A 22,001-nucleotide genomic window follows, 5' to 3' on the forward strand; every position below is an offset into this window, starting at 1 on the left:
AATACTGAAGACAACAACTATCTTCCATTACAAGACAACCTAAAGCGTTTGCAAAACGCAAAATTGGAAAACGGAAAGTCACCGATAATCGTGGCCTTACCAATGCCGAAACGCCTGGATTTTGAAGATTTGAGATTGCCGGCGAGTTACGCTAATTTTCTGATTTTGAATAAATGCGTTCTGGTTCCCACTTTTAACGACCCTAACGATCGCAAAGCCCTGAACATTCTTGCCGAATGTTTTCCGGACAGGGAAATCATCGGAATTAGTGCCATAGATTTGATTTGGGGTTTTGGAACTCTCCATTGCCTAAGCCAACAAATTCCATCTTAAAAATACTTAAATATTTTGCATAAAAAAACACCGGCGTTACGCCGGCGTTTTTGTTTATGGTACTGAAAAAACTATTTGTCCTTCGTAAAAGGTATCTTTTGACTATCATTTATAATCATGTCAAATCCGGTTTGGCTATCGTTAAATTGGAATTTAAGTCCAGCACGCTCAGATTCAAAAAGGTTTTTACCAATTGGTTCCACTGTAAATTTAGGGTAATCGGTAATTTCCACATTTAGAACGCTGTTTTTCTCACTAAAAATAATCTTTATTGGGGCTTTATCATTAGAGTAAGTCCCCAAATAGCCATCTAAAATAACGTCTTTCTCAATTGTTCCTTTATCTGCAGTCCACATATTATTTCCTTCGTTATTATCCGGGAAAGCATGGTCTGGGTCTAATGTAATGCTCTCAATTTCTTCGGTAGAATCATGCTTAAACGACCATACTTTATTTCTTTGCCATACTTCAACTGGTAAATTTATACGACTCACTTTTCCGCTTTTAGTTTTTACGTCCAAGACTATTGGCATAGCCATTTTGTCGAAATTCTCTACAGTGATAACAACACCTTGTTTCGGGTCATTTTTCACATATTTGATTCCATTTATTCCTTGGTCAAGTCGCCAGTTGTTCACAAACCAACTTCTCCAAAACCAGCCTAAATCCTCACCGGCCACATTTTCCATTGTTCTGAAAAAATCGTCCGGAGTGGGATGCTTAAATGCCCAACGTTCCACGTAGCTGCGAAAAGCCCGGTCAAAACGCTCTTCACCCAATATTTGCTCACGCAAAACGATAAGAGCTGAACTCGGCTTAAAATAACATAAAACGCCAATGTTTGCCTCTTTCATATTATCTGGAGAACTCATTACCGTTTCTAAATCGGGTCTGGTGAACGTTTCCGCCATCTTATGAAAATCAATTGCCTCTGATTTGTATTCGCCGTTGTTGAAATCAACTGAACTTAATGAGTTGATAAAAGTGTTGAAACCTTCATCCATCCATCCAAATAAACGCTCGTTTGAGCCCACGATCATCGGAAACCAGTTATGGCCAAATTCATGATCCGTAACTCCCCATAAATCTTCGCCTTTAGATTCCCAGCTACAAAAAACGATTCCCGGATATTCCATTCCGCCTTCATTTCCTGCCACGTTTATCGCCGCCGGATAGGAATATTCGAACCATCTTTTGGAATAATTTTCGATTGAAGCCTTAGTGAACTCCGTGGAGCGGCCCCAAGCTTCATCACCTGCGCTCTCCACCGGATACGCTGATAGCGCCAATGATTTTTTACCGCTTGGCAAATTGATTTCGGCACCGTCTAAAATAAATGCCGCTGAAGATGCCCAAGACATATCCCTTGCATTTTTCAGTTTAAAATGCCATGTTTTAGTCGATGAAACGTTGGCGTTTGCCGCAGCGGAAACTTCGTCAGCTGTGCGTATAAATACCGTTTTATCACTTTTCTTGGCTTGTGCCAATCTGTTTTGTTCAACACTACTGTAGACTGCTGTTGGATTTACTAATTCTCCTGAACACACCACAATATGATTTGATGGCGCAGTAATATTTACATCAAAATCCCCGTACTCCAAGTAGAACTCCGATGCTCCCAAATAGGGATTGACATTCCATCCTTGCACATCATCATACACACACATACGCGGGTACCATTGCGCAATGGTGAATATTTTCCCGTTTTTAGTTTCAAGAACGCCCGTACGGTCCGAACCTTCCATAGGTGAAATATAAGAAAAATCGATTTTGATTTTTACCGAACCGCCTTTGCCCTTTAATTCCTGTGGAAGCATCACCTGCATTCTAGTATCAGTAATTACATATTTAGTCTCAACTTCCGTAATTTTTCCTTTAGTTGCGGAAATAATTTTAACGGCCTTAATTTTATGACCACCGTCAAAAATTTGTCCTCTGGCACCATTGCGACTGCCTGTCAAAGGAATAACGGCATTTCCGCGTGAATCAGCCTTGAATAAGTTTTGGTCCACATTGATCCAAACAAAAGACATTTTGTCTGGACTATTGTTGGTGTAAGTAATTATATCCGTACCAACAATTTCATTGTTTTTCTCATTTAATTGGGCGGTCAACTGATAATCGGCCCTATTTTGCCAATATTCTGCACCTGGCTGGCCACTTGCGGAACGCGTTGCCGTTCCATTTTTCGAATAGAAAAATGGTGCAAAGGCATCATGATAATTGTAATTTGAAGTTGGGGCAATCGTAGCAGCAGTATTAACTTGCTGTGCCCATAGGGAAGAAATTCCCAACATTAAAGCCAAATGAAGCATGGCCTTGAACCGAATATTTTTCATGTTTTTCACTGTTTGTGTAACAAATTAATGAAAAAGAAGCCTACCAATAAAATAAATCCCATGTTTTAATCAAAAATTGGGAAAATTTTATCAAAAACGGAATTAGTTCTTATTCTCTGTCTAAAATAAAAATTTAGAAATATATTTACAGCTTCATTCTAAAACAAAAAACTGATCATTTTGACCACAACAATAACCAACTCGTATTTAACGGCAAAAATAAAGCATTCTGGCGCGGAACTGTTTTCACTTATAGCCAATAGCAGCAATACCGAATATGTCTGGGAAGGAAATCCCGATTTCTGGGGCAAACACTCTCCTATTCTTTTCCCTATTGTAGGAACGCTAAAAGACAACAGCTATACTTATAATTCTGTTCAATACCGCTTGTCCAGACATGGGTTCGCAAGGGATGGGGTATTTGAATTAATTGAAAAAAAAGAGAATGGCGCCACTTTTTCGATGCAATCATCCGAAGAAACTTTAAAAGTATATCCGTTTCGTTTTGAACTGCAAATCAGCTATACTCTCGAAGACAACAGCTTAATTATTAATTATAAAGTCATCAATAAGGGGGAATCCAAAATGCCTTTCTCCATTGGCGCGCATCCCGCCTTTTCTTTGGCCGGAAATTTTGAAAATTATAGCATCCAATTTGAAAAAGAGGAACCTCTGGTTTACAACCTGCTGGACAATGATCTAATTTCGAATGAAACCAAAACTTTGGCGACCGAAAATAACGTAATCCCTTTAAAATATGAATTGTTCGAAAACGACGCCTTGATATTTAAATCATTAAAATCCAATTATTTGACAATACTGCTGACCGGAAATCCAATCCTAAGGGTACATTATGATGACTTTCCGCATCTCGGACTTTGGACGAAGAAAGACGCGCCGTTTCTTTGCATCGAACCTTGGTTTGGCTATTCGGATTCTGTTAAAAGTTCCGGAAATCTTTTGAAAAAAGAAGGCATCCAGATTTTGGAAGCCGATGAAACTTTTAAATCCAAATTTAGTATCGAAATCCTATAATTCATTTAATTGACCAAAATATGTTACAACTTAATTTTGAACCGTTTCCGAATCTTGAAACGGAGCGTTTGCTTTTAAGGCGAGTCTCCAATGCTGACGTAAAAGAGATTCTCGAATTGCGTTCCAATGCCGAGACAATGAAATACATTCCAAGACCATTGCTAAAAACTGAAGAAGACGCTTTGGAACATATCGCAATGATTGATGCCAAAATAGAAAACCAAGAAGGGATAAATTGGGCTATTACATTAAAGGGCAGCCCAAAACTGATTGGAATAATAGGCCATTACAGGATACGACCAGAAAATTACAGGGCGGAACTAGGTTATATGTTACTCCCTCAATTTCACGGAAAAGGAATTATTCCGGAAGCTATAAAAGAGGTGGTAAAATACGGTTTTGAGGAAATGAAATTACATTCTATCGAAGCAATTATAGATCCGGACAATATAGCCTCAGAAAAAGTATTGCGAAAAAATGGATTCGTAAAAGAAGCTCATTTAAAGGAAAATGAATTTTATGAAGGGCGGTTTCTGGATACCGTTATCTATTCACTAATAAATAATTCATAGCTTTAAATTATAATAAATATATTACAATTATAAGTTTTTGTATTTTACTTTTAGAGGCATAAAAAGCCAAAAATAAACTTATACATTGAATCGCAATCTTACCATGAAAAAAATTTTCTTTTCTCTTGTCGTTCTATTTTCAATCCAATCCCAAAGCCAAACCTACATAAAAGTAAATGCTTTAACCACACTATTGACTATTCCAAATATAGGAATTGAAACCAGTATCGGTAAGAAATCAACCTTTCAATTCGATATTTTAGCATCACCTTGGAAATCTATAAATGGAAAGCCTCAACAGTTTTACATGTTTATACCAGAATATAGGTACCATTTCCACGAAAAAAACAATGGCTTTTATATTGGGACACATATTGGTGCCATAAAATTTAATTTCCAGAAGTGGAATTATTTAAATACCGATAAATATCAAAAAGGCTTTGGTTATATAGTGGGTGCGACCATAGGTTATCAAACTAAAATAAACGACAAGTTTATGTTAGATTGTTTTTTTGGAGGCGGAAATCAACAGGGGTTTTATAAAGGCTATTTATTGAGTTCCGGAGAGCGTTATGATGGAGCCGAACATTACAATAAAAGTGGTGAATGGTTGCCGTATAGAGGTGGAGTTATGGTTTCTTATAAATTGAACTGATTCTAATTTTCAAACTTAAATTCGGTGCTTACATATAATTCTTCCACTTTTTTCCTTGCCCACTCCGTTTTGCGCAAAAAGCTAAGGCTCGATTTAATACTTGGATTTTCATTAAAACATTTGATGTTCACTAATTCGCCCATCGTATCGAATCCGTAATGGTCCACTAGTTTTTCCAAAATTGTTTTAAGGGTAATTCCGTGTAGAGGGTCTTTCGATTGCTGCTTTTCCATAGTGCAAATTTATATCAATTTTTCAAAAAATAGTGTGGATTCATTGATTTGTTCCTACATTTGTAATCCTATGTTAAAAACAGTCAAAATACTTAATAAAAGAGCCCGATACGATTACGAAATAATCGAAAAATTCACCGCTGGAATCGTTTTGGCGGGAACGGAGATTAAATCAATCCGTTTAGGGAAAGCCAATATCACCGAAAGTTTTTGCGAATTTAGTGGCACGGAACTTTTTGCCATCAATACCTACATTGAGGAATATACTTTTGGGAACCAATTCAATCATAAAGCTAGAAGTGAAAGAAAACTTTTGCTGAACAAGAAAGAATTAAAGAGTTTGGCAAAAAGTGTTCAAGCGAAGGGATTAACCATCGTTCCTTTGAAGTTGTTCACCAACGAAAAAGGTTTGGCAAAACTCGAAATAGGGCTTTGCAGAGGAAAGAAAACTTATGACAAACGGGAATCTCTTAAAGAACAAGACACCAAGCGTGATCTTGCCAGAATAAAAAAGGAGTTTTAAGGTATAAAATAGGGTCGAGAAATTCGATCTTTTTTATTCAAAAATTAATGACTGAATTTGTCAAGACAATGTAAATCCGTTTATTTGAAATGAAAAGTTTACTCAAAAACGCCCGCGAACAAAAAGGATTGAAAACTAGGGAAGTAGCCCAACTTTTAAGCATTGACCAAGCCTTGGTGAGTAAATTTGAAAGCGGAACGAGAAAACCCACCAAGGAACAAATAACGAAATTGTCAGCGCTCCTTGAGATCAATTTCGAAACCTTGATGACCGTTTGGTTAAAGGAGAAAATAATTTATGAAATCGGCCAGGAAGAATTCGCCTTACAAGCGATCAAAGATGCCGAGGCCGAAATTAAATCCCTGCGAATTTCCTCTGCAAATAAAATTTCGCCTCAGCTTCAAAAACTGTTGGATGACATCGATGCACTAAAACTGAAATTGCAAACGTTCCGTCCAATAGATAATTTTAAAATAAGCCAAGACTTCGAACTGGAATATACGTTTGAAAGCAATCGTCTCGAGGGAAACACATTGACGCTATCAGAAACTGATTTGGTTGTCAATGAAGGCCAAACGATTTCAGGAAAAAACATGCGCGAACACATGGAAGCGCTAAACCATATCGAAGCGATAGCATATATCAAAAATATGATTGACAAGAACCTTGTGCTTAATGAAAGGGAGTTTATTTCCATTCACGGTCTTATTTTAAGAGGAATCCTTCCGAAGGAAGCTGGTCAATACAGGAAAGCAGCTATTGCAATAAAAGAAAATAGCTTCACTCCTGCCGATCCTTCAATAATCCAAAAAGAAATGGAAGCTCTTTTTAACTGGTACGAAATAAATAGAAGCACTTTGCATCCCGTTATTTCAGCGACGGAAATGCAGCTACGTATGCTGGCTATTTATCCTTTTATTAATGGAAACGGAAAAGTTTCCCGATTGATTATGAATTTCGTTTTGTTGCAAAACGGCTATATTGTTGCCAATGTTAATGGTGGCTCAGAAAACAGAATGAAATACTACCAAAAGTTGGAAAATGCGTTGACGGGAAATGATAGAGAAAGTTTTTTACTATTTATTGCCCAAACCGAACAAGAAAGCCTGGTTCGTCAGATCGACGGCTTTCGCTAATAAAAAAACCCATTCTCATGTTTGAATGGGTTTTTATTTAATTTTTATCTTCCAACAAGGGCACAAATCGAAATTCTCCCAATTCATGCTTCTCAAATTGGGTTTCGTTTTTCCGAATCAATAGTGTCATTATTTGCACGTCGTCTCCCAAAGGAATAACCAGCCTACCTCCAATTTTCAATTGTGCCATCAAAGGTTTTGGGATAAAAGGGGCTCCGGCGGTAACAATAATACTGTCAAAGGGAGCATAACTTGGTAAGCCTTTGTAGCCATCCCCAAAAGAAAGATGTTTTGGACGGATTCCCAATTTGGGCAATAATACGGATGTCTGCTTAAATAATTCGTTTTGTCTTTCTACACTAAAAACCTTGGCCCCCATCAAACATAAAACCGCAGTTTGGTACCCTGAACCCGTTCCTATTTCTAAAACTTTGTGTTCTTTTTTTATTTCCAATAGTTGGGACTGGAAAGCAACAGTGTAAGGTTGCGAAATGGTTTGGCCGGCACCGATTGGGAAAGCCTTATCCTGATAGGCATAATCTTCAAAACTGGAATTCAAAAACAGGTGCCTCGGGATTTTTTTTATGGCTTCCAAAACATTTGCATCGGTGATTCCTTTTTGCTGTAAAACGCTTACTAATTGATTCCGAAGTCCTTGATGTTTGGCTGTGTCTTTCAAAGTTTATTATTTTATTTCGGTAAAAATAGAAAACAAATTCTAATTCCAATTGTCAAATTTTAATTTTTAAAACATCAAATAATTGTCCCTTATCCTTAAGGGTTTAATCAATTAATTGTTATTTTTGTGGAAACAACATCATTATGCTGAAAATTGGAGTACTGGGTGCTGGCCACCTTGGAAAAATACATTTGCGTTTATTACAACAATCTGAAAAATATGAATTAGTTGGCTTTTACGACCCTAATCAAGAGAATGCCGATAAAATATCAAAGGAATTTGGCTATAAACATTTTAGTACTATAGCCACCCTTATTCATGCGGTAGACGTCATTGACATTGTCACCCCTACACTTTCGCACTACAAATGCGCTAAGGTTGCCATCAAATCAGGCAAACATGTATTTATAGAAAAACCCATCTCAAATACCTTGGCGGAAGCCGAGGAAATTATCGCCTTGGCCAAAGAATATAATGTCAAAGGTCAAGTCGGGCATGTGGAGCGATTCAATCCCGCATTTATTGCCACCAAAAACATGATTGAAAATCCCATGTTTATTGAAACGCATCGTCTGGCAGAATTCAATCCACGAGGCACTGACGTTCCTGTAGTATTGGATTTAATGATACATGACATTGACGTCATTTTGAGTGTCGTAAAATCTAAAGTGAAAAACATCAGCGCCAGTGGCGTTTCCGTTATCAGTGATACTCCAGACATTGCTAATGCGCGAATCGAATTCGAGAACGGTTGCGTAGCCAATTTGACAGCCAGCCGAATTTCGATGAAAAACATGCGTAAAACACGTTTCTTTCAAAAGGACGCTTACATATCAGTTGATTTCTTGGAAAAAAAATGTGAGGTGGTCAAAATGAAAGACGCACCGGAAGTTCCAGGGGATTTTGACATGATCTTGCAAAATGCCGAAGGAATAAAAAAACAAATTTATTTTTCTAATCCTGAGGTGCAGCAAAACAATGCAATCCTGGAGGAGCTGGAAACTTTTGCTGCTGCAATAAATAACAATTCTACTCCTGTTGTAACATTGGAACAAGCAACAGAAGCATTAAGGGTGGCCTACCAAATTATAGATTGTTTTAAAAAATAGACCAATGATTCGGATTTAAAAGTTAAACGAGAAAACTTTAAAATAAAAACACATATTAAATGAAAATTATAGCAGTAATCGGAGCAGGAACAATGGGTAACGGAATCGCCCACACTTTTGCCCAAAGCGGTTTCACCGTAAAATTAATTGATTTATCCGAAAAATCCTTGGACAAAGGAATGGCTACAATAGCAGCCAATTTGGACAGAATGGTAACAAAAGGAACCATTACACAAGAAGACAAAGCAAAAACAATCACGAACATTATAACCTATACTGACATCAAAGATGGCGTTGTTGGGGCTGATTTAGTGGTGGAAGCGGCCACCGAAAATGTGGAGTTAAAACTGAGCATTTTCAAGCAATTGAACGATGCCTGTTCTCACAACACCATTCTCGCCACAAACACCTCTTCTATTTCCATCACTCAAATAGGAGCAGTGGTTACACATCCGGAGCGCGTTATAGGGATGCACTTTATGAATCCGGTGCCCATCATGAAATTGGTCGAAATCATCCGTGGTTACAACACGAGCGACGAGGTGACGAAGACCATTATGACATTATCCGAAAAATTAGGAAAAACGCCCGTAGAGGTTAATGATTATCCCGGCTTCGTGGCCAACAGAATTTTGATGCCGATGATCAATGAAGCCATCGAGACTTTATACAACAAAGTGGCAGGTGTCTATGAAATTGACACTGTGATGAAACTGGGTATGGGACACCCAATGGGTCCCCTTCAATTAGCTGATTTTATTGGACTTGATGTATGTTTGGCAATATTAAACGTGATGTATGACGGGTTTAAAAACCCAAAATATGCCCCTTGCCCATTATTGGTAAATATGGTTCGTGCCGGAAAACTGGGCGTGAAGTCCGGTGAAGGTTTCTACGATTATGCCGAAAGTAAAAAAGCTGAGAAGATTTCTAAACAATTTATTTAAAAGGCACAGTGTTTAGTTGCGGTTTAAGTCCTTGGCGATTCAAACTGCAACTGACTGCTGAATACTATACCAAATGGCAAAAATAATTCCTTTTCAAGCCGTTCGCCCCACTCGTGATAAAGTTTGCCTTGTAACCTGCCGGTCTTATGAAGAGTATGCCACTGCGGAATTGGCGGCACAGTTGGATTTTAATCCGCTGTCATTTTTGCATGTCTTAAAACCAGCCTATACTAATCAGGATACCGTTTCTTTTGAAAAAAGGTACCGCCAGGTGTACCAAAAATACCAAGATTTTAAAACCGAAAATATTTTGGTCAAGGATAAAAAACCGACGATCTATATTCATAAAATCGTAACTAAAAACCAAGCTTTCACAGGAATAATCGTAGGGACCAGCATTGAAGACTACCGCAATAACGTGATCAAAAAACATGAGGAAACCCTAGCGTTTAGAGTGCGATTACTGAAAGAATACATGAAGCATTCCGAGTTCAACACGGAACCGGTTTTAATGACTTACCCCGACAATAAGACAATAGAAAACTGGATCTTTAATTGTACCCAAAAATTAGCCGACTTTGAGTTCTCGACAACCAAAAAAGAAATCAACTATTTATGGAAAATTGATGATGCTTTAGAAATCAGTTGGATTCAGAAAATTTTCGAAAAGACAAATACGCTCTATATTGCAGACGGGCATCATCGCTCAGAAGCCGCCAAATTATTGTCGGAAGAAAATGATGATTCCGAAAATAGCGCAAAAGATTATTTGTTGAGCTATTTAATATCTGAAAACAACGTCAAAATATATGAATTCAATCGCTTGATTAAGGACTTGAACGGCCTGCAAAAAGAGCAATTCATCAACAAATTAAATGAGCATTTTATTGTCGAAAATAAAAACCAACAACCGTTCCAGCCTTCTGAAAAACACGAATTCGGAATGTATCTCGACAATGAATTTTACAGCCTGATTTTAAGGGACGAAAAACGCCTTTTTGAAACAGCTTTGGAAAGCCTGGATACCCAGATACTATATGAAATGGTGCTCCTTCCCCTTTTGGCCATCGAAGATTTGCGCAATGATGAACGCATTGAATATCTTTCGGGCAAACAATCCATTTTGGAACTCAAACAAATCATCGATGAAGGCGAATTCGAGCTGGGCTTCATTCTTTTCCCTTCAAACATCAACGAGATAAAAGCTTTGGCCGATAATAATTTGATTATGCCGCCAAAAAGCACCTATATCGAACCAAAGTTCAGAAGTGGTATTGTCATCTATGAGCTCTAAATTCGAAAGAACCTTCAAAAAACAAAACATGTCAATAGCCGAAAATTTACTTTCTATAAAAAACAATTTACCTGAACAAGTCACGCTGGTCGCCGTTTCAAAAACCAAACCCATTCCTGATTTGATGGAAGCCTATGAGGCGGGTCAACGCATTTTTGGCGAAAATAAAATCCAGGAAATGGCCGAGAAATGGGAACAAATGCCCAAAGATATCCAATGGCATATGATTGGACACGTTCAGACGAACAAAGTGAAATTTATGGCACCATTTGTGAGCTTAATTCATGGAGTCGACAGTTTTAAATTATTAAAAGAGATCAACAAACAGGCTGCCAAAAACGACCGAGTTATAGATTGTTTGTTGCAGATACATATTGCAGAAGAGGAAACGAAATTTGGCCTTGATGAAGAGGAACTTGACAGTCTGCTGGCTTCAAGCGAATTTCAGCAATTGAAAAACATTCGAATTGTAGGATTAATGGGAATGGCCACCTTTACCGAAAATCAAAACCAAATCAAAAAAGAATTCATGCATTTGAAATCTATTTTTGACCGTTTACAACGACTGCAAACCCCAAACTGTAAACTGAACGCTCTTTCGATGGGGATGTCAGGAGATTATAAACTCGCCATCGAATGTGGGAGCACCATGGTTCGCATAGGAAGTAGTATCTTTGGAGGAAGATAGCAAACAGGGATTTATGATCGAATGATCAACGAATGTTGATTTAGGATCTCATCCAACCTTAAACTTTAAACAAAAATAATTGTACGCAATACTTGACATAGAAACCACAGGAGGACAATTCAACGAAGAAGGAATCACGGAAATCGCCATCTATAAATTTGACGGACATGAAATCGTGGACCAGTTCATCAGCTTGGTCAATCCTGAAATTCCGATTCAACCATTCGTGGTTAAATTGACAGGGATCAATAATGCCATGTTACAATCTGCCCCCAAGTTTTTTGAAGTGGCCAAGCGCATCATCGAGATGACAAATGACTGTGTTCTTGTCGCACACAATGCCGATTTTGATTATCGAATATTGCGCACCGAGTTTAGACGCTTGGGCTACGATTTCAACCAACAAACGCTTTGCACCGTTGAATTATCTAAAAAATTAATGCCGGAACAGCCCTCGCACAGTTTAGGGAAATTGGTCCGTGCCTTAGGGATTCCGATGGCCGACAGGCACAGAGCTAGTGGCGACGCAATGGCAACTGTAAAGCTTTTTAAAATGCTTTTGGACAAGGACTTGGAGAAAGAAATAGTCAAAGATCTGATCAAGACCGAAATTCAAAAAGGGATAGCGCCAAAATTGCAGGACATTATCGAAAATTTGCCTTCAAGAACCGGTACTTATTACATCCATAATGAAGCGGGAAAAATAATTTTTATCGGCAAAAGCAGAAACATCAAGAAAAGGGTAAATCAGCATTTCACGGGAATAACGCGGAGCGCCATAAAAATCCAGGCGGAGGTTTTTACGGTTACTTACGAGGAAACAGGAACTGAATTGATCGCTCTTTTGAAAGAAACGGAAGAGATTAAAATAAACAAACCCCTATACAACAGAATGTCTCGCAAGAGTAACTATTCGTGGGCAATTTATGCCGAAAAGGACGCTGATGGTTATTTAAATTTAAAACTGCAAAAGTCAGACGGCAGGAAAAAAGAGGTTTTATCTTATGTGAACGCGCTTGAAGGGAAAAATGCCTTATTACAAATCACTTCCGAATTTAATTTGTGTCAGAAGCTTACCGGTTTGTCCCAATCAAAAACAAATTGTCCCCAACACACCAATAACGAATGCGACGGTGCCTGCGTCGGCAAAATATCGGTTTCAGAATACAATCAAAGGGTCCAGGTTTTCATTGATAAAAACAGTTTTGACAACACAAACATCGTCATTATAGACAAAGGCCGTAACATCAATGAACGCAGTGCCGTCCTGGTTGAAAACGGAATCTATAAGGGCTATACTTTTTATGATTTAAACTATCAGGTTCACAATATAGCAATTCTGAAAAACATCATAATCCCTATGCAGAGCAACCGTGATACTCGAAATATGATTCAAGGATACCTTCGGAAAAACAAAGGCTTTAAGATTATAAAATTTTAGTGCTTGAATATGCAAAAAATCAAATCGAAATACGACATTTTCAGACAAAAAACCCATATCATAATCTATGGCACAAGCACTAGAGGGGGGCGTTTATTTGATTTAATCCTTCTGGCTCTCATTTTGCTGAGCGTACTTTTAGTAATGATGGAAACCGTAACTGAGTTTGATTTCAAATACCATTATGAGCTTGTTTTTCTTGAATGGATCATCACCGGATTCTTTACTATCGAATATTTTTTACGCATAATTTCCATCAATAGGCCATGGAAATACATCTTCAGTTTTTACGGCATTATTGATTTACTCGCCATTTTACCCATGTATCTATCCTTTTTCTTCATAGGCACTAGCATATTAAGTGTGGTTCGGTCGTTCCGATTATTGCGTTTGTTCAAAATTCTAAATCATCCTCAGTTTACCAGCCAATCAGTCCAGCTAAAAAAGGCAATCAATGCCAGCCGCGGAAAAATCGTGGTATTCATCTACTTTGTGCTGATAATCACCATCATAATAGGCTCGGTCATGTATGTTGTCGAAGGCAAACAAAGCGGCTTCACCAGTATTCCCGCAGGCATTTATTGGACCATCGTGACGCTCACGACCGTGGGCTATGGCGACATTTCCCCCGTAACTCCCCTTGGACAGTTTATTGCCTCCTTCGTAATGATTCTGGGATATGGTATCATTGCCGTGCCTACAGGAATTGTCACCGCAGAAATAGCCAAAACGGTTCAGAAGCCTTCTTCCCTTCCTCAAATTCCCTGCAAAGATTGCGGTGCCGAAGACTATCCTGATAATGCCAACTTTTGCCATAACTGTGGCAGTTCGCTTTAAAATAATCTGGCGCGGGAGCAATTTCCAGCTATGCACTTCAACTCCTCCTGCTGCCAGTTGTATTTCTAAGACATAAAAGCAGCTTCTAAGGGCGCTCTTTTACGTCAAGAAATAGTAACTTGCACTCGTCCGGGGTTTTCGTTTCTATCTGGGCAAAATAAATTATGAAATACCTAATTACCATTATTGGCCCTACCGCCATAGGAAAAACTTCCTTAAGCATTCTGGTTGCGAATCATTTCAACTGCGAAATCGTTTCCTGCGACAGCCGTCAGTTTTTCAAGGAAATGACTATTGGAACGGCGGTTCCCAGCACAACGGAACTGGCCGCTGCCCCACATCATTTTATCCAAAACAAATCCATACTAGAGAACTATACAGTAGGCGATTTCGAGAAGGAAGCCGTTGCGAAAATTGACGAACTGTTTTTGACTAATGACTATGCAGTCCTTGTTGGCGGATCTGGATTGTATGTCAATGCCCTTTTAAAAGGTTTTGATGAATTCCCTGAAATTGATCTAAGCGTTCGTGAAAGCGTCAATGCCAATTACGAAAAATTGGGAATTGCTTTTTTACAAGAACAGTTAAGAAAAGGTGATCCTGAATATTTCGAAAAAATTACGGCTGAAAACCCGCAGACTCTGCTGAATCCGCAACGCATGATGCGTTTTGTGGAAGTATGTATCGGTTCGGGACAGCCTTATTCCTCCTTCCTAAACCAGAAAAAAAATAGCCGAAGCTTCACCCCTATCCTTATTGGACTTGAAGCCGAAAGAAGCATCATGTACAATAGAATCAACCAGCGCGTTAACATCATGATAAAGGAAGGTCTGCTGGCGGAAGCCAAAGCTCTATACCCCAATAAGGAAATGAACGCTTTGCAAACCGTAGGATTCAGGGAATTGTTCAGCTATTTCGACGGTGATTTCACCTTGGAATTTGCAGTCGAAGAAATCAAGAAAAACACCAGACGATTTGCCAAGCGCCAACTCACCTGGTTCAAAAGATACGAAAACACAAAATGGTTTGATTATGAAACTCCTTACCAAGATATTTTCAGTTATATAAAATCAAAAATTTATAATTCATAATTATTTATATGCCTATAGCTCCAAATTTTACTTCTGTTTTAAGCAAGGATTGGGAAATCAATTTTACGCAATGCATGCCGAACGGCTATTTAAAATATACGGATTTGTGCAATATTTTGCAACTGACTGCTGCCGCCCATTCTGATATGGGAGGCATCAGTTTTTCAGATATGCAGGAATTTGATCAAGCCTGGGTTTTGAGCAGGATGCGTGTCGAGATTACATCATTGCCAAAATGGAGAGACATTGTCACGGTAAAAACTTGGATAAATACGCTAGAGAATTCCCGATCGGTGCGTGCTTTGGAAATGTATGTCAACGGAAAGAAAATAGTGGGTTCGGAAACTTTTTGGGCCGTTTTCAACACCGAAAAAAGGCGTCCCGAAGGATTGGCATTGCCATACGAGCATTTCGAATTGTATCCCGAGTTGAAAGCTACCAGCGAAAGCTTTTCAAAAATAAACATCAACTCCGAGAAAGAGCAGCTGTTTGAAAAATCGGTGTATCTGTCCGATTTGGACATCGTAAACCACGTCAACAATGTTAAGTATCTAGAATGGTGCTTGGACCATCTTGAAGTAGATTTAATTCTCGGTCAAAAAATTAAAAGTTTTGAAATGAATTTTTTGAAAGAGTTATCCCTAAATGACAAAGTTATAATTCATGAAAATCTGTCTGAAGATTCCATCATCTTCAGCATTACAAAAGAAAACAAAAATTGTTTCGCGCTACAGTTGAATCTTGGGTGAATTCCTGGAAAGCTCAGTTACTGCATATGCCTTTTGAAACAAAATTTTAACAATTCCTAATTACTGTACCTTCCCATTAAAGCATAAAAAAAGGCTCCGATTTCTCGAAGCCTTTTTCTTATACTTTTATTTTTCAACTTTGTTTTTGACCACTAACCTAAATCCTTCGCCATGAATATTAAGAATTTCAACATCCTCGTCCAGTTTAAGATATTTTCTTAGCTTGGCGATGTATACGTCCATACTTCTTGAGGTGAAATAATTATCGTCTCTCCATATTTTCGTTAATGCCAATTCTCTCGGCATCAAATCATTTTCGTGAAGAATCAACATTTTCAACAACTCATTCTCTTTTGGAGACAATTTTATAGGCTCTTCCCCATTAAAAGTCAAGAATCTCAACTTTGAATTAAGGTGAAATTTCCCAATATTGAATTCGTGTTGCACTTGTTCACTTTTGGTATCGGATGATTTTCTTTGAATGATCGCTTTTATTTTCATCAGCAGTACTTCGGAATCGAACGGCTTATTCAAGTAATCATCAGCACCAGCTTTATACCCTTTTAAGACGTCCTCCTTCATGGATTTTGCGGTAAGAAAGATAATTGGCACTTCGCTATTTTTTTCTCTTATTTCCTTGGCTAATGTATAGCCATCTTTGTATGGCATCATAACATCAAGGATGCATAGATCATAGGTGTCTTTTTTAAATTTTTCAAAGCCTTCCATACCATTTTTGGCAAGAGTGACGTCAAAATCATTTAGCATTAAATAATCTTTAAGCACTGCACCAAAGTTAAGGTCGTCTTCTACTAAAAGTATTTTTTTATTTATATTTTCCATATCTAATTTATTAATGGTATTTTTATTATGAAGGTACTTCCCTTTCCCTTTTCACTTTCTACATAGACCTGACCATTATGGTCTTCAACAATTCTTTTAACATAGGCTAAACCTAAACCATGCCCTTTGACATTATGTATGTTTCCTGTGTGTTCTCTATAAAATTTCTCAAAAACTCTTTTTTGGGCCACCTTACTCATACCCAATCCTTTGTCCGTCACTTTTATAAGAATCATGTCTTTTACATTTTCTGTAAAAACTTTAATTTCGGGGATGCCTGGAGAATATTTTATCGCATTTTCCAGTACATTTACAATCACGTTTGTAAAGTGAACTTCATTTATTAAAACTGTTGTTCTAGTGGCGTCAAAATGAGTTGTAATCCTTCCTCCTCTATCTTCCAAAATTAAATTAACATGCTCGATCGCATCATTTATAACCTCTTCTACATCACTTGATTCCTTTTCGATATCAAGTTCTTTTTTCTCAAGTTTGGAAATCCTCAAAACGTTTTCGACCTGTGCATGCATGCGTTTGTTTTCGTCACGAATCATCTGCAGGTATTTCAACACCTTTTCCTTGTCGTCAATAATTTTCGGGTTTTTTATCGCATCCAAGGCCAAATTAATAGTGGCAATAGGCGTTTTAAACTCATGGGTCATATTATTAATGAAATCTGTTTTGATTTCAGAAATTTGACGTTGACGAATCAATTGATTTAATGCACTCGTGTAGGCCACTAAAATAATTAACGTGAAAATAATCGACAGAATCGTAATACTAATCAGTTCAGACAACAAAAACTTTTTCTTGTGCGGAAACGTGACTAATAATTTATATCTTTCATTCCCTTCGTTATCGGTAAAAACCGGGATGGAATAAGTTGCTTCCTTGTCATAGGTAAATTCATCTGACTTAATTTTCGTAGCCAAACCATTACTGTATATGCCAAATTCAAATTTTGTTTTTACGCCATATTCTTCTAATTCCTTTTTGATTAGCTTTTGTAGCATTTCCTTTGAAACTCGTTCTTGAATTGGCATTGCCGAAGCAATGTCCTTAAAGAAAATTTCAAATTGGGCATTGTCCAAGACATCCAAATTTCCAGACTTCTCAATCTTCACATCCGGTATCAGACTTTGTTGCAAATTTGATTTATCAATGATATTATCATTATAAATCTCAGTTACACGCTTGGAACTAAAATTTTTAAATCTGTCGTTATTAAACTTTTTATCAAAGAACGTGGATGAAATATTGTAATCTTCTGATATAATACTATTTGAATAAACAATAGTTTCATTTGTTCGCGGGTTTTTCTGAACATAATAAAACTCTAATAAATCGTTTTTTTGAGGTATTTTTCCTGTGCTGTCTTTGTAATGATTGTACTTATCATAAAAACTGTAAGCTTCCTGTTTTTGAAGTTTATCTGCAACCTTACCAATCACCTGAGTTACGTGAAATTTAAATTGCTCGTTGTTATTCTTGAACGAGGTATTAAACCAATATACCTGAACAAGAATTATGCCCACTAAGGACAAGCTCATTAACAAAACCAGTAATCTAAAAAAAAGTTTATTCATCAGGACAAAATTAACATTTTAACATTATGGATGACAATCTATTAACCAAACATTAACATTTAAGATTCCTTTTGTTTTATCTTCAAAATTTTAAGAATTTCTTCCGTTTTTCTTTTGGCAATTTCAGGATCAATGTTCTCAATAACAAAATCGCTTTTTGAAACGCGCTGTTCATCAGACCATTGCGCTTTTATTCGTTCCAAAACCTGTTCCCTTGTGACTCCGTCCCTTTCAATTACCCGTTGAATTCTTGATTCGAGCGGGGCGGATACGGTTATAATCCAGTCAAAATCTTTATAGTTACCGCTTTCAAATAGAATTGCCGCTTCATAAACGACTAAAGGAAATTTTTCATGATCCAAAAGCCATTGTTTGAAATGCTTTTTTACCGCGGGATGCACAATCTCATTGAGGAGTTTCAATTTAACCGGGTCGCCAAAAACGATTTCAGCCAGACGTGCCCTATTCAAAATACCATCCTCAAAAATTGTGCCGCCAAACGATTCTTTAATACTACTTATAACTTCCTCTGATTGCATTATTATTCTTGCCTCATCGTCAGCAATATAAACGGGGACACCCAAGGATCTGAAATGATTGGCAATGGTTGTTTTTCCACTTCCAATCCCGCCTGTTAAACCAATAATTTTTGTCATATCAAATTTTGAAAAATAATTCAGGAAAAGCGATTTGAGGTTTTTGTTTCAGTATTATAACTTTCAAATACGATTCCATGAATCCGATACCGTACCCGTAAAACTGTTTCCAGACTGCAACTACCGATAAATAGCCAATTTTGAGACTCTTGTTTTGATAGCTTGAAACCAAAAACAAGACCAAAAAATAAACAAAATACAACTGCAGCAATAAATCAGAGTTAAAAATCAATAGCAATACGGCCACCACAAATCCAGCGATGAAGACCGACGGGAAAAAGAAGGTAAGCTTATTATATTTTGGATACCAGCTGTTAAGAATAGGTCGTGCTTTGCCAAATTTATTAACCTGAACCGAAAATTTATCCCAATCAATCCTTCTCTTATGATATACATACGCATTTGGGAAGAGTTTGGTTTCAAAACCTAGATTCCATAGCCGTATCGACAAGTCGGGATCTTCGCCGGGATGGATGTTTCCGAAGCCTTTCGAAGCTTCAAAAGCTTTTCTGGACAAACCCATATTGAAACTCCTTGGTTGAAATTTATCGATTTTTTCAGAACCTCCCCTAATTCCACCAGTGGTAAGAAAAGAAGTCATCGCAAAATTGATTGCCTTTTGTATATCAGAAAAACTGTCAAGAGCCCTATCAGGTCCACCATAACAGTCCACATAATATTCTTTCAGGGCTTTATCAACTTCGGTCAAATACTCCGCCGGAATAATACAATCGGAATCGAATATGATAAAGTAATCCCCTTTGGCTTTTTTCATTCCGTAGTTCCTGGAATCCCCTGGACCTGAATTTTCCTTATAATAATAGGAAATAGACAATTTACTGTCATATTTGTGTACCACATCCTCACATTTTACCGAGGATCCGTCTTCCACAATAACTATTTCAAAATCTTCTTTATAGTCGCTTTTCGACAAACTTTCTAAAAGTTCATCTACTTCATCTGGGCGGTTATAAACTGGAATAATTAACGAATAAAACATAGTCTTGTCAGGAGAATTAATTAGAAGATGGTAGGCAAATTTTCAACAAAGATATACTTTATCAATAAAAAAACCATCAATAAATAATTGATGGTTTCTAAAAATATATTAGTGCAAAAATTGTTTTTATTCAAACATTTCCATGACCTCCTGGCTGACTCCCATATTTGAAAACCCCCCGTCATGCAGCAAATTTTGAAGCGTAACCATTCTGGTTAGATCTGAAAACATGGACACCGTATAATTGGCGCAATCCAAAGCGGTTGCATTACCGAGAGGAGACATTTTTTCTGCAAAAGCAATAAACCCGCCAAAACCTTTGACCGCCTGACCTGCCTTTGTTGCCGTTGGGGATTGTGATATGGTATTTACCCTCACTTTTTTATCCCGTCCGAAGAAATAGCCGAAACTGCGGGCAATGGATTCCAAATACGCCTTATTGTCGGCCATATCGTTATAATCCGGAAAAACGCGTTGCGCAGCCATATAAGACAGCGCCACAATGCTCCCCCACTCGTTCATGGCATCTTTTTTATACAGTACCTGCATCACCTTGTGAAAAGAAACAGCCGAGACGTTCCAACCTTTCTCCGTGTAATCATAATTTTGGTTGGTGTAATGATTCCCCTTTCGAACATTCACGGACATTCCTATCGAATGCAGCACAAAATCAATCTTGCCTCCCAATACCTCCACTGCTTTATCAACCAAAATTTCCAAATCAGCTACGGATGTTGCGTCAGCAGGAATAATCTGCGAGCCTGTTTTTTGGGCAAGTTCTTCGATTGTCCCCATTCGTATTGAGGCGGGAGCGTTCGAAAGCACAAAAACGCCTCCCTCTTCATGTACCCTTTCGGCAGTTTTCCAAGCTATTGAATTTTCATCCAATGCTCCAAATATGATTCCTCTTTTTCCTTTTAATAAATTGTACATAGTGAACTAGTTTAAAGTCAATAAAAAAATGCAGCTTAATTTCTAAATGAATAAAACCATTATGAAATTAAGATGCATTATATAAAAATTTTCAATCTCGTAAAACCAGATTATACTATACTTGAAACATTTACCATTTCATCTGCATCGGCTTTGTATTCCACGCCTTCGACATCAAATCCGAATAAATTGTAAAAATCTTTTCTATACCCTTCCAAATCCGATATTTCGGACAAGTTTTCGGTAACTGCTTCATTCCACAACTTTGCCACTTTTTCCTGAACGTCAGGGCGCATCTCTAAATCATCGATACGAATTCGTCCTTTTTCATCCGTAGGAACAGCCGAGCCAGAAAACAATCTGTCTTGATACAAACGCTGGATTTGCTCAATACATCCCTCATGAATCCCTTCCCCTTTCATTATTTTATACAATAACGAAATGTACAACGGGATAACCGGAATCGCCGAACTAGCCTGGGTAACCAATGCTTTATTGACAGAAACATAAGCTTTCCCGTTAATATCAGCCAAGCTGTCAGTGATGCTAAAAGCGGTAGCCTCAAGATGATCTTTAGCCCTTCCGATAGTACCTTTTCTATATACGGCCTCAGTTAATGACGGCCCAATATAGGAATAAGCGACAGTTGTTGCCCCGGGAGCCAATAAATTTTCCGCCTTCAAAGCGTCTATCCACATAGCCCAGTCTTCGCCTCCCATAACTGCAACCGTGTTTTCAATATCCTCGTCAGTGCAAGGCTGTATCGAAATTTCGGAAACTTTTCCTGAATGAAAATCAACCGTTTTATTGGTAAAAACGCTTCCGATCGGTTTCAATACGGAACGGTGTAATACACCGGTAAGCGGATGCATGCGAACAGGGGAAGCCAAACTGTAGATAACTAAATCAACTTGTCCCAAATCGCTTTTTATAAGATCTAATGTTTGTTTTTTAATTTCATTGGAAAACGCATCCCCATTGATACTTTTTGCATACAACCCCGCTTTATGGGCCTCATTTTCAAAAGCTGCAGAATTATACCAGCCTGGAGAAGCCGTTTTACCTTCCGTAGGAGGTTTTTCAAAAAACACGCCAACCGTTGCCGCATCGGAACCAAAAGCACTTGCAATTCTCGAAGCCAAACCGAAACCGGTTGAAGCGCCGATTACCAATACTTTTTTAGCCCCATTTATGTGCCCTTTCGATTTAACGTATTCAATTTGATTTTTAACATTTTGCTCGCATCCTTTAGGGTGAGATGTCGTGCAAATAAATCCTCTCGTTCTAGGTTCTATAATCATAATATCTAAAATATATTTATA

At 37.9% G+C, this 22,001-nt stretch carries 23 protein-coding genes; 14 read left to right on the forward strand and 9 right to left on the reverse strand.

Going from position 1 to position 22,001, the window contains the following annotated elements:
- Positions 1–333: agmatine deiminase family protein (locus tag VIH09_RS03270; RefSeq protein WP_331577831.1), on the forward strand; the 333-nt coding region annotated here is incomplete at its 5' end.
- Positions 334–404: 71 nt separating this feature from the next.
- On the opposite strand, the gene VIH09_RS03275 is transcribed toward VIH09_RS03270, so the two are convergent.
- Positions 405–2,672, reverse strand: coding sequence for a M1 family metallopeptidase (locus tag VIH09_RS03275; RefSeq protein WP_331577832.1), 2,268 nt, complete (start codon positions 2,670–2,672; stop codon positions 405–407).
- Positions 2,673–2,852: 180 nt separating this feature from the next.
- Between VIH09_RS03275 and VIH09_RS03280 the strand changes: the two genes are divergently transcribed.
- The 3 genes from VIH09_RS03280 to VIH09_RS03290 all read left to right on the forward strand — a co-directional run bounded on the left by VIH09_RS03280 (position 2,853) and on the right by VIH09_RS03290 (position 4,934).
- Positions 2,853–3,707, forward strand: a complete 855-nt coding sequence (locus VIH09_RS03280) for an aldose 1-epimerase family protein (protein ID WP_331577833.1) — start codon at positions 2,853–2,855, stop codon at positions 3,705–3,707.
- Between the two features lie 20 nt (positions 3,708–3,727).
- Entirely contained in the window at positions 3,728–4,279 is a 552-nt protein-coding gene (locus tag VIH09_RS03285) for a GNAT family N-acetyltransferase (protein WP_331577834.1), read from the forward strand.
- A gap of 103 nt (positions 4,280–4,382) precedes the next feature.
- On the forward strand, positions 4,383–4,934 hold the full coding sequence (locus tag VIH09_RS03290; protein ID WP_331577835.1) for a DUF3575 domain-containing protein: 552 nt from the start codon (positions 4,383–4,385) through the stop codon (positions 4,932–4,934).
- A 2-nt stretch (positions 4,935–4,936) separates the two neighbouring features.
- On the opposite strand, the gene VIH09_RS03295 is transcribed toward VIH09_RS03290, so the two are convergent.
- A complete protein-coding gene (locus VIH09_RS03295; protein WP_331577836.1) occupies positions 4,937–5,167 on the reverse strand; it encodes a VF530 family protein in 231 nt (76 codons plus the stop codon).
- Positions 5,168–5,237: 70 nt separating this feature from the next.
- On the opposite strand from VIH09_RS03295, the gene smpB reads away from it, so the two are divergent.
- Positions 5,238–5,690, forward strand: a complete 453-nt coding sequence (smpB, locus tag VIH09_RS03300) for an SsrA-binding protein SmpB (RefSeq protein ID WP_331577837.1) — start codon at positions 5,238–5,240, stop codon at positions 5,688–5,690.
- Between the two features lie 89 nt (positions 5,691–5,779).
- A complete protein-coding gene (locus VIH09_RS03305; protein ID WP_331577838.1) occupies positions 5,780–6,826 on the forward strand; it encodes a Fic family protein in 1,047 nt (348 codons plus the stop codon).
- A gap of 37 nt (positions 6,827–6,863) precedes the next feature.
- Here the strand turns inward: VIH09_RS03305 and VIH09_RS03310 are convergent, their stop codons facing one another.
- Complete coding sequence (locus VIH09_RS03310; protein WP_331577839.1) at positions 6,864–7,505, reverse strand: protein-L-isoaspartate(D-aspartate) O-methyltransferase; 642 nt, start codon at positions 7,503–7,505, stop codon at positions 6,864–6,866.
- Between the two features lie 143 nt (positions 7,506–7,648).
- Here VIH09_RS03310 and VIH09_RS03315 point away from each other — a divergent pair, with 143 nt between their 5' ends.
- From VIH09_RS03315 to VIH09_RS03350, 8 genes are all read left to right on the forward strand, one after another.
- Complete coding sequence (locus VIH09_RS03315; protein WP_331577841.1) at positions 7,649–8,614, forward strand: Gfo/Idh/MocA family oxidoreductase; 966 nt, start codon at positions 7,649–7,651, stop codon at positions 8,612–8,614.
- Positions 8,615–8,673: 59 nt separating this feature from the next.
- Positions 8,674–9,561, forward strand: coding sequence for a 3-hydroxybutyryl-CoA dehydrogenase (locus VIH09_RS03320; protein ID WP_331577843.1), 888 nt, complete (start codon positions 8,674–8,676; stop codon positions 9,559–9,561).
- Between the two features lie 73 nt (positions 9,562–9,634).
- Positions 9,635–10,855, forward strand: a complete 1,221-nt coding sequence (locus VIH09_RS03325) for a DUF1015 domain-containing protein (protein ID WP_331577845.1) — start codon at positions 9,635–9,637, stop codon at positions 10,853–10,855.
- Positions 10,856–10,883: 28 nt separating this feature from the next.
- On the forward strand, positions 10,884–11,543 hold the full coding sequence (locus VIH09_RS03330; protein WP_331577847.1) for a YggS family pyridoxal phosphate-dependent enzyme: 660 nt from the start codon (positions 10,884–10,886) through the stop codon (positions 11,541–11,543).
- Between the two features lie 79 nt (positions 11,544–11,622).
- A complete protein-coding gene (locus tag VIH09_RS03335) occupies positions 11,623–12,984 on the forward strand; it encodes an exonuclease domain-containing protein (protein WP_331577849.1) in 1,362 nt (453 codons plus the stop codon).
- A 9-nt stretch (positions 12,985–12,993) separates the two neighbouring features.
- The gene (locus VIH09_RS03340; protein ID WP_331577851.1) at positions 12,994–13,821 is read left to right on the forward strand and encodes an ion transporter; all 828 of its coding nucleotides are present in this window, start codon (positions 12,994–12,996) and stop codon (positions 13,819–13,821) included.
- A 164-nt stretch (positions 13,822–13,985) separates the two neighbouring features.
- Positions 13,986–14,912: a tRNA (adenosine(37)-N6)-dimethylallyltransferase MiaA gene (gene miaA / locus VIH09_RS03345; RefSeq protein ID WP_331577853.1), complete on the forward strand. Its 927-nt coding sequence runs from the start codon at positions 13,986–13,988 to the stop codon at positions 14,910–14,912.
- 8 nt (positions 14,913–14,920) lie between these two features.
- Complete coding sequence (locus tag VIH09_RS03350; protein WP_331577855.1) at positions 14,921–15,661, forward strand: acyl-[acyl-carrier-protein] thioesterase; 741 nt, start codon at positions 14,921–14,923, stop codon at positions 15,659–15,661.
- Between the two features lie 126 nt (positions 15,662–15,787).
- On the opposite strand, the gene VIH09_RS03355 is transcribed toward VIH09_RS03350, so the two are convergent.
- From VIH09_RS03355 to fabV, 6 genes are all read right to left on the reverse strand, one after another.
- Entirely contained in the window at positions 15,788–16,504 is a 717-nt protein-coding gene (locus VIH09_RS03355; RefSeq protein WP_331577857.1) for a response regulator transcription factor, read from the reverse strand.
- Between the two features lie 2 nt (positions 16,505–16,506).
- Positions 16,507–18,090, reverse strand: coding sequence for a HAMP domain-containing sensor histidine kinase (locus VIH09_RS03360; protein ID WP_331577859.1), 1,584 nt, complete (start codon positions 18,088–18,090; stop codon positions 16,507–16,509).
- Between the two features lie 59 nt (positions 18,091–18,149).
- A complete protein-coding gene (coaE, locus tag VIH09_RS03365) occupies positions 18,150–18,746 on the reverse strand; it encodes a dephospho-CoA kinase (protein ID WP_331577861.1) in 597 nt (198 codons plus the stop codon).
- Between the two features lies 1 nt (position 18,747).
- On the reverse strand, positions 18,748–19,746 hold the full coding sequence (locus tag VIH09_RS03370) for a glycosyltransferase (protein ID WP_331577863.1): 999 nt from the start codon (positions 19,744–19,746) through the stop codon (positions 18,748–18,750).
- A gap of 126 nt (positions 19,747–19,872) precedes the next feature.
- Positions 19,873–20,679: an enoyl-ACP reductase FabI gene (locus tag VIH09_RS03375; RefSeq protein WP_331577865.1), complete on the reverse strand. Its 807-nt coding sequence runs from the start codon at positions 20,677–20,679 to the stop codon at positions 19,873–19,875.
- Positions 20,680–20,789: 110 nt separating this feature from the next.
- The gene (fabV, locus tag VIH09_RS03380) at positions 20,790–21,980 is read right to left on the reverse strand and encodes an enoyl-ACP reductase FabV (RefSeq protein ID WP_331577867.1); all 1,191 of its coding nucleotides are present in this window, start codon (positions 21,978–21,980) and stop codon (positions 20,790–20,792) included.
- Positions 21,981–22,001: the final 21 nt, after the last annotated feature.

The sequence above is a fragment of the Flavobacterium sp. genome, from assembly GCF_036515215.1.
Lineage (GTDB): Bacteria > Bacteroidota > Bacteroidia > Flavobacteriales > Flavobacteriaceae > Flavobacterium.